9 protein-coding genes are annotated in these 8,159 nt (G+C 58.5%); 7 read left to right on the forward strand and 2 right to left on the reverse strand.

Annotated elements, in window-relative coordinates:
- Window positions 1–355, reverse strand: a 355-nt coding sequence (locus ACOYNV_RS23715) for a sodium:solute symporter family transporter (protein WP_422902279.1), incomplete at its 3' end; no start/stop codon positions are given.
- The gene (locus ACOYNV_RS23720; RefSeq protein WP_422902280.1) at window positions 355–675 is read right to left on the reverse strand and encodes a DUF485 domain-containing protein; all 321 of its coding nucleotides are present in this window, start codon (window positions 673–675) and stop codon (window positions 355–357) included. The genes ACOYNV_RS23720 and ACOYNV_RS23715, both read right to left, overlap by 1 nt.
- A gap of 402 nt (window positions 676–1,077) precedes the next feature.
- Here ACOYNV_RS23720 and ACOYNV_RS23725 point away from each other — a divergent pair, with 402 nt between their 5' ends.
- The 7 genes from ACOYNV_RS23725 (at window position 1,078) to hybE (ending at window position 7,631) form a co-directional block, all read left to right on the forward strand.
- A complete protein-coding gene (locus tag ACOYNV_RS23725) occupies window positions 1,078–2,259 on the forward strand; it encodes a hydrogenase small subunit (protein ID WP_422902281.1) in 1,182 nt (393 codons plus the stop codon).
- Window positions 2,260–2,262: 3 nt separating this feature from the next.
- Window positions 2,263–3,282 (forward strand): hydrogenase 2 operon protein HybA, encoded by a 1,020-nt coding sequence (gene hybA, locus ACOYNV_RS23730; RefSeq protein WP_422902282.1) that lies wholly within the window; start codon window positions 2,263–2,265, stop codon window positions 3,280–3,282.
- A gap of 2 nt (window positions 3,283–3,284) precedes the next feature.
- On the forward strand, window positions 3,285–4,445 hold the full coding sequence (gene hybB / locus ACOYNV_RS23735) for a Ni/Fe-hydrogenase cytochrome b subunit (RefSeq protein ID WP_422902283.1): 1,161 nt from the start codon (window positions 3,285–3,287) through the stop codon (window positions 4,443–4,445).
- A gap of 138 nt (window positions 4,446–4,583) precedes the next feature.
- On the forward strand, window positions 4,584–6,290 hold the full coding sequence (locus tag ACOYNV_RS23740; protein WP_422902284.1) for a nickel-dependent hydrogenase large subunit: 1,707 nt from the start codon (window positions 4,584–4,586) through the stop codon (window positions 6,288–6,290).
- A 102-nt stretch (window positions 6,291–6,392) separates the two neighbouring features.
- Entirely contained in the window at window positions 6,393–6,884 is a 492-nt protein-coding gene (locus ACOYNV_RS23745; RefSeq protein ID WP_422902285.1) for a HyaD/HybD family hydrogenase maturation endopeptidase, read from the forward strand.
- Between the two features lies 1 nt (window position 6,885).
- Window positions 6,886–7,140: a HypC/HybG/HupF family hydrogenase formation chaperone gene (locus tag ACOYNV_RS23750; protein ID WP_422902286.1), complete on the forward strand. Its 255-nt coding sequence runs from the start codon at window positions 6,886–6,888 to the stop codon at window positions 7,138–7,140.
- Entirely contained in the window at window positions 7,137–7,631 is a 495-nt protein-coding gene (hybE, locus tag ACOYNV_RS23755; protein WP_422902287.1) for a [NiFe]-hydrogenase assembly chaperone HybE, read from the forward strand. The genes ACOYNV_RS23750 and hybE overlap by 4 nt, the downstream gene beginning before the upstream one ends.
- Window positions 7,632–8,159: the final 528 nt, after the last annotated feature.

Consider the following 8,159-nt stretch of genomic DNA (forward strand, 5'->3'; position numbering starts at 1 on the left):
GCCAGCCGGCAAAGAAGGCCAGCATGTAGAGGTAGCCGTCAAAGCCGCTGCCATAGACCAGTGCAGTCAGGCCGAGCAACGTCGCGGCCGACATGTAGTCACCGGCAATGGCCAGGCCGTTCTGGAAGCCGGTGATGCCGGCACCGGCCGTGTAGAAATCAGCCGTGGACTTGGTGCGGCTGGATGCCCAGTAGGTGATCCCGATGCTCAGCGCCACAAAAACGCAGAACATGAGGATGGCGTGCCAGTTGGTCGGCTGCTTTTCGAGGCCGCCGGTGACCGGCGGACCAGCATAGGCCAGGGTACTGAAGGCAAAGAGCACGAGCGCGTTACCGGGTTGAGTCAGGTGGCGCATTATCTTTTCTCCTTCAGGGCTTGCTGGATGATTTCCTCGGTCAGGGCGTCGAATTCGCTATTGGCGATACTCACGTAAAAAGCCGCGATGACCCAGAAGAAAAAAAACAGGAAAAGCTCGATGACGACCCCCACAGAGACCAGGGAAACTTCGCTGACCGGCTGGCCGAGAGCGACCGGGTCGAAAGCGACCATCAGCACGAACCCGAAAAACATGGTGAAAACAATGATCGCCAGTGCCCAGGCAAAGCGCCCGCGTTTTTTGACCAGTTCCTGGAATTTCGGATTGACCCGCATCCGCTCATACATTTCACTGCTCATGGCGACCCCTCCTTCTGGATTTCACAATTAACGGAAATCGACAAACACCATTTCTGATAGTCGGTCCGTCACTCCGGTTTTTATGCCTTGCCTGTTCGAAGCGTTGATGCAGGAAGCGCTCTCAGGAAACACCCTGCATACAAGATTCATGCCCGTACGCGGCATCAGGGTAATTGCCAGCGAATCAAGGTCTTGCCGTAGGTAATGACAATCAAGCCACATGGAAAACTGGTTAGTAATGTGGTTACCAGTTAATCACTCGCCCTGTTGCATGCTGCGCCGGGATGCATGTAAGCCCTTGAATTGGCAGCATGGAGACCCGCCTTTCCAGCGTGGCACGCGATTTGCATTTGACGATTTCATCAGGTCCGGACGCGGCCAGACACCAGAAGGAGAGAAAGCATGGGCGATCTGAATGAAATCTTTGATCTGGGTCGCGAGACCTTGCACCGCGCCGAGCAGCGCCTCGATATTTCGCGCCGCGATTTTCTCCAGTTCTGCTCAACGCTGGCAGTCACCATGGGCTTGCCATCCGGAGCCGAGGCGGCAATCGCCAAGGCGATAGAAACGGCCCAACGGCCTTCGGTCATCTGGCTGCACTTTCAGGAATGCACGGGTTGCACCGAGTCGCTGCTGCGCGCCGAGCACCCTACCCTGGAAAAACTGATCCTGGATGTGATCTCCCTTGACTACCACGAAACCTTGATGGCCGCCGCCGGGCACCAGGCCGAGGCGGCCCGCAAAGACGCCATGGCAGCTCACAAGGGCAAGTACGTCCTGGTTGTCGAAGGCGCCATTCCGCTCAAGGATAATGGTATCTATTGCAAGGTCGGCGGGCATACGGCGGTTGATCTGGTCAAGGAATGCGCGGCCGATGCCGCCGCCGTTATCGCCATCGGGTCATGCGCTTCCTGGGGCGGCATGCCTTCCAGCGGCCCCAATCCGACCGGTGCTTCCAGCCTGGCAGAGGTGCTCGGCAAGCCGGTAGTGACCATTCCCGGCTGTCCACCGAATCCGTACAATTTTCTCGCTACCGTCGTCCATTTCCTGACCTTCGGCAAGCTGCCCGAAGTGGATAAGCTGGGCCGCCCGAAATTCGCCTATTCGCGCCTGATCCACGAACATTGCGAGCGCCGTGCCCATTTCGATGCCGGACGCTTTGCCATGCAGTTCGGCGATTCCGGGCATCGCCAGGGTTACTGTCTCTACAAGCTCGGCTGCAAGGGGCCGGAAACCTACGCCAACTGCTCGACCATAGGTTTTGGCGATGCCGGCGAGAATAACTGGCCGGTAGGCTGCGGCCATCCGTGCATCGGCTGTACGGAGAAAGGTGTCGGTTTCACCAAGCCGATCCATCAGGTCGCCAGGATGATCAATGTGGCGCCTCCTTTGCAGTACCCGCGCATCGTGGAAGAGCAAGGCAAGGGAGCTTCCTTCGCTTCGGCCGCCGCACTGGCAGCACTGGCCGGGGCGGCTGCGGGCGGCGCGGCAATGCTGACCGTCAACCTGGGTTTGTCACATCAGGCCGAAGAGGCCCAGCGCGCCAAAAACGGCAGCAAACAAAAAGACGATGCAGAGGTGTAAATCATGACTACCCGCATGAACCCCCGTCGCAATTTCCTTAAAAACGTTCTCGCCAGGGGCGCTGCAGTGACCGCCGCGACGATTGCACCGCCCGTATGCGCGCGGGATTCTCATCCGCGCCCGGCCGAGGCACTCGGCCTGCTTTACGACGCCACCCTGTGCGTCGGTTGCAAAGCCTGTGTTGCCGCGTGCAAGGAGGCCAATCACAATCTGCCGGAGTTTTTCACCGAAGATCGGCTGTGGGATACGCCGCTCGACACCTCGGCGCATACTTTCAATCTGATCAAGATGTACCGCAATGGCACGATGGAAACCAAGGATTCCGAAGTCAACGGCTACGCCTTCATGAAGACATCGTGCATGCATTGCGCCGACCCGTCCTGCGTGTCGGCCTGCCCGGTGACGGCCATGGTCAAGGACCCGGTCACCGGCATTGTTTCCTACGATCCCGAAGCCTGCGTCGGCTGCCGTTATTGCGTGGTGGCCTGTCCGTTCGGCATTCCGAAGTATCAATACGACACGGCGACCGGCAAGATCGGCAAGTGCGAGTTGTGCCGTCATCGCCATGAGGACGGCCATTACTCCGCCTGCGCCGAGGTCTGCCCGACCGGCGCCACGCTCTATGGCAGAACCTCCGACCTGCTGGCCGAGGCCAAGCGGCGCATCGCCCTTGCGCCGGGGAGCGTGACCACCTATCCGCGCGGCAAGATTGGCGGTCCGGATCAGAGCTACGAGGGAACGGTCGGCAACTACCTCCAGCACGTGTATGGAGAGCACGAGTACGGCGGCACCCAGGTGCTGAAACTCTCGGCGGTGACCTTTGCCAAGGTCGGCATGCCCGATCTGCCGTTCAAATCGTCGGCATCCACTTCCGAGACCATCCAGCATTCCCTTTACGGTGGCTTGGTGCTGCCGATCGTGGCGCTCGGGGCATTGACCTACATCGCCAAGCGCAACGTCCATGAATACGACGAAAACGTGGACGATAAAAAAGATGGAAATGCCGGAAAAGGGGAGAAATGATCATGGCCAATCATCAACACGCAAGCCCTGCTCCGGTTGGCGGCAGCCTGGTCAATGGCACGACCCTGGTGTGCGGCGTCCTCATCGCGCTGATGATCGCCAACCTTCTGGTACGCTTCATTTTTGGCCTGGGTGCCGTGGCCAATATCAATGATGGCTACTCGTGGGGCATCTGGGTGGTCGTCGACGTGATGGTCGGCTCGGCGCTGGCCTGCGGCGGATTCTCGGTGGCCATGCTGGTCTACATTTTCAACAAGGGCGAGTACCACCCGCTGGTGCGCCCGGCCCTGCTTGGCAGTCTTTTCGGCTACACGCTGGCCGGTCTCGGGATCTTCATGGATCTCGGTCGCTGGTGGAACTTCTGGCACATCATGTGGCCGACTTACGCCAACCCCAATTCGGTAATGTTCGAAGTGGCGGTTTGCGTAACAGCTTATATCCTGGTGATGTGGATCGAGTTTTCGCCCGTCTTCCTCGAAAAATTCGGCTTGCGTGACGTAAAGAAAAAGCTCAACAAAGTATTGTTTTTCTTCATCGCCCTTGGCGTTCTATTGCCGATGATGCACCAGTCTTCGCTGGGCACCATGCTGGTGGTGATGGGCAGCCAGGTCCATCCGCTCTGGCAAACACCGGCCGTGCCCCTGATCTACATCCTCTCGGCGATCATCATCGGCTACGGCGTAGTGCTGTTTGAATCCTGCGTGTCTGCTGCCTCTTATCGGCGGACGATAGAGATGCATCTCCTGAACCCGTTGGCGAAAATCATGCTCGGGACGCTTGCCCTCTATCTGGTGGTACGTCTGGGCGATCTGCTGATTCGCGACGCCCTCGGCGAAGCCTTCAAGCCAACCTTCGTGGCTCTGTCCTTCTGGGTGGAAAACGCCTGCTTCGTCGCCCCCTTCTTCCTGATCGGCAATGTCACGGCACGACGCAATCCGGCGCGCCTGTTTCTGGCCGGACTGGCAATCATGGGCGGCGGCATCCTGCTCCGGCTGAACGGTTTCCTCATCGGCTACGACACCGGCCCGGGCTGGACCTATTTCCCCTCGCTTGCCGAGGTGGTGGTTACCACGGGGATGTTCGCCGTCGAAGTCATCAGTTACATCGTCATTTCCCGCAGATTCCCGGTACTACCCCGGGAAGACGCGCAGTTGGCCCACTAACGGGCATGACGCTGGAAGGCATCCCATAGATGAAAGTCATGCCCGTTTCCCTCACCCCCGTCCCCTCTCCCACAGGGCGAGGGGAGGTTCGAGAGTCGCTCGCGCGACTGTCACGTTCAATACAGATGGAGACAGAAAATGTCCAAGCGCATAACGATTGATCCGATCACCCGTATTGAAGGCCACTTGCGCATTGATGTCGATGTCGATGGCGGCCGGGTCAAGAAGGCCTGGTCGTCCGGCCAGATGTGGCGAGGCGTTGAACTGATCCTGCTCGGGCGCGATCCGCGCGATGCGTGGACCATCACCCAGCGCATCTGCGGCGTGTGCACCACGGTGCATGCCATTACCTCGGTGCGCGCCGTCGAAAATGCGCTGCAGATGGAAATCCCGCTGAACGCGCAATACATCCGCAATCTGATCATCCTGGCGCATTCGGTGCATGACTTCATCGTGCACTTTTATCATCTCTCGGCGCTCGACTGGGTCGATGTAACCTCTGCGCTCAAGGCCAATCCCGACAAGACTGCGGCGCTGGGCGAAAGCCTGTCATCCTGGCATCTGAACAGCAAACACGAGATGAAACGCGTGCAGGATCGGCTCAAGCACTTCGTCAATGGCGGGCAACTCGGCATTTTCACTAACGGCTACTGGGGCCATCCGGCAATGAAGCTGTCGCCCGAGGTCAACCTGATGGCCGTGGCACACTACCTGCAAGCCCTGGAAGTGCAGCGCAAGGCCAACAAGATTGTCGCCATCCTCGGTTCCAAGACGCCGCACATCCAGAATGTGGCAGTTGGCGGCGTAGCCAATCCGCTATCTACCGACTCGCAGGCGGTGCTGACCGTCGAACGCCTGATGGCGATCAAGGGCTGGATCGACGAACTCGATGACTTCGTCAAGAACGTCTATCTGATCGACGTCGCTGCCGTCGGCGCCTTCTACCCGGAATGGACCACGATCGGCAAAGGCATCACCAACTACCTTTCGGTGCCGGATATTCCGCTGGACACCAAGGGTACGCAGTTTGCCTTTCCCGGTGGTTACATTGATGCCGGCGATCTTGCCAAACGCACGCCGATCACCACCTTCAACGATGAATACTGGATCAAGGGCGTCGAGGAGTCGGTCAAGCACTCGTGGTACAACTACGACAAGGAAGGTGCCCTGCACCCCTACCAGGGCCAGACCAGCCCGAACTACACCGACTTCAAGGACGACGCCAAATATTCCTGGATGAAGTCACCGACTTTCTACGGCAAGACCACCCAGGTCGGCCCGCTCGCCCGGGTATTGAACTGTCTGGCCGCCGGCCATGCGCCGACCACAAAATACGCCACCGCCGCACTCGATACGGTTTCTGCACTGGCGAAAACCAAGATCGGGCTGGATGCCATGCACTCGACCATCGGCCGCCATGCCGCCCGCGCCATCACCTGCTGCGTCAACGTCGATCTGCTGTCCGAGCAATGGACGGCCTTGCTCACCAACATGGGCAAGGGCGATCTGGCCACCTTCAACAAGCCGGTATTTCCCAAGGGTGAGGTCATGGGCGTCGGCTTCCACGAGGCACCGCGGGGCGCGCTTTCGCACTGGGTGGTCATCGACAACGGCAAGATCAAGAACTACCAGTGCGTTGTTCCCTCGACCTGGAATGCCTGCCCAAGAAACGAGAAAGACGAACCGGGCCCCTATGAAGCGTCATTGCTCGACACCCCGATTGCCGACCCGGAAAAACCCCTGGAAGTGCTGCGTACCATCCACTCCTTCGACCCCTGCATCGCCTGCGCAATCCACCTGACCGACAAGGAAAGCAACACGGCAATAAGCGTCAAAGCGGTCTAACCGTCCATGGAAAATTTGTTCTATCGCTAACCTGTTAATTTACCGCCATTCCGGGCTTGACCCGGAATCCAGAAGCGCTCCTCCATTTTCGGACTTCGCCCTATGCGTGCAGTGGTTCTTGGTATCGGCAACACCATCCTGACCGACGAGGCCGCTGGCGTGCGTGCTGTCGAGGCGCTCGAACAGGCCTACAGCATGCCGGCCAACGTGCTGGTCATCGACGGCGGCACCTCGGGAATGGAAATGATTGAAGACCTTTCCAACCTCGATTTCCTGATTGTCATCGATGTCGTCAAGACCGGTGCCGCACCAGGAACGCTAGTCAAGATCGCCGGCGAGGATATTCCCGTTTTTTTTCGCAGCAAACTATCGCCACACCAGATCGCCCTTCCCGATGTGCTGGCCAGCCTCGAACTGCTCGACACCATGCCAAAAGAGATCATCGTGCTCGGCGTTGAGCCGATCTCCCTCGAGCTGGGCATGGAGATGACCGCCACGGTAGCGGCGCGCGTCCCGCAACTGGCCGCCATGGCCGCCGATGAACTCATCCGGCGTGGCTATATGCTTGAAGCGCTTGCCCTGGCGGTGGCCTGATATGTGCCTCGCCGCACCCTCGCGTGTAGTCGAAGTTCGGGATGGCAGCGCCATCACCGAATGCTTTGGCCAATTGCGTGAAGTCAGCCTGCTGCTGCTCGCCGAGGAAGTGGCGGTGGGCGACTATCTGCTGATTCAGGCCGGCGGCTTTGCCTTTGAACGGCTCGAAGCGGAGCAAGCCAAAGAGGCGCTGGAACTGATGGACGAACTCATGGCACTGGGCAACGACGAGCGCAGTTGGGGGCACGCCGCTTGACGTTTCGCATACATCCTGACAGCCCGGCAGATGCGGTTGAGGCCGCCTTCTTTCGCATCCAGCACGAGCGCATGGCTGACGTGCCGATTCTCAACCCGGTACTCGCCGTCGAGGCGATCGACTTCCAGCGCTGGAAGGGCCAATGGCTGGGGATTGTCCTGACACCCTGGTGCATGAGCCTGCTGCTGGTGCCCGGCAGCGAGATCGGCTGGATATCTACCGGTGATAACAAGCGGCGTTTCATCAACTTCCCCGCCGGCGATTTCGCCTTTCTCGGGAGTGATGAGCCGGAGTTGGGCGAATATCAGAGTTGTTCCCTTTTTTCGCCGATGAACAAGTTTTCAACACAGTCCGAGGCGGTGATGACTGCCCGTGCGTCGATGCTTGGTTTGCTGGCCCCGCCTACGCCACCCGAGGCCGAGAAAACCTCTGGCGAACCTTCGCATTCGCGTCGACGTTTTTTGGCGCTGGGAAAAAGAACCGGGCGTTGAAGGCAGCGTGCGTCAATATTTCCGGGAGATGGTAGAAAGTTGCGGCCTTCCTGGTACGCAAATGTTGGTTCTGCAGGAAGTTCAGCGCAGTCCTGAAATAGGCATAGAACTCGCATATCCGACTTGACTTAGTGATATAGAGCGCAAGCAAAGCGTATTATCGAAAATGCTTTTTTTATTCTGCGTTCAGCCCGGATCAAGCACCATGCCTGCAAGCCGCACCACTAGTCGTTCTACAAGCAACCAACCCGGACAGGCTTTAAACACGCCACGCTTCAGGCATATAGCCTGTAGACCGCCTATTCATGCCTGCCTCAGCGGTCGTCATCAAACTACCAGCCGATAAGCCTGTCCTGAGTTCCTTTGAACTGTCATTGCGCATCATAAAGCGCTCAACCTCGTTAATAGCACGCGCAAATAAGCCTTGCGACGAATTTGCGGTTAAAATTCTGCACCACTTTCAAAGGAAGCCCAATGAATAGCGCATTTATCCGAGCGTGCTTCACCGCACTTGCTCTATCCGGAGTA

It is taken from the genome of Propionivibrio sp. (genome assembly GCF_049316945.1).
Lineage (GTDB): Bacteria > Pseudomonadota > Gammaproteobacteria > Burkholderiales > Rhodocyclaceae > Propionivibrio.

Excerpts from the sequence above, each read along its gene's own strand:
- ACOYNV_RS23720 (WP_422902280.1), bottom strand. The coding sequence starts at position 675 with ATGAGCAGTGAAATGTATGAGCGGATGCGGGTCAATCCGAAATTCCAG.
- hybB (WP_422902283.1), top strand. The coding sequence starts at position 3,285 with ATGGCCAATCATCAACACGCAAGCCCTGCTCCGGTTGGCGGCAGCCTG.
- ACOYNV_RS23740 (WP_422902284.1), top strand. The coding sequence starts at position 4,584 with ATGTCCAAGCGCATAACGATTGATCCGATCACCCGTATTGAAGGCCAC.
- ACOYNV_RS23750 (WP_422902286.1), top strand. The coding sequence starts at position 6,886 with ATGTGCCTCGCCGCACCCTCGCGTGTAGTCGAAGTTCGGGATGGCAGC.
- ACOYNV_RS23745 (WP_422902285.1), top strand. The coding sequence starts at position 6,393 with ATGCGTGCAGTGGTTCTTGGTATCGGCAACACCATCCTGACCGACGAG.
- hybA (WP_422902282.1), top strand. The coding sequence starts at position 2,263 with ATGACTACCCGCATGAACCCCCGTCGCAATTTCCTTAAAAACGTTCTC.
- ACOYNV_RS23725 (WP_422902281.1), top strand. The coding sequence starts at position 1,078 with ATGGGCGATCTGAATGAAATCTTTGATCTGGGTCGCGAGACCTTGCAC.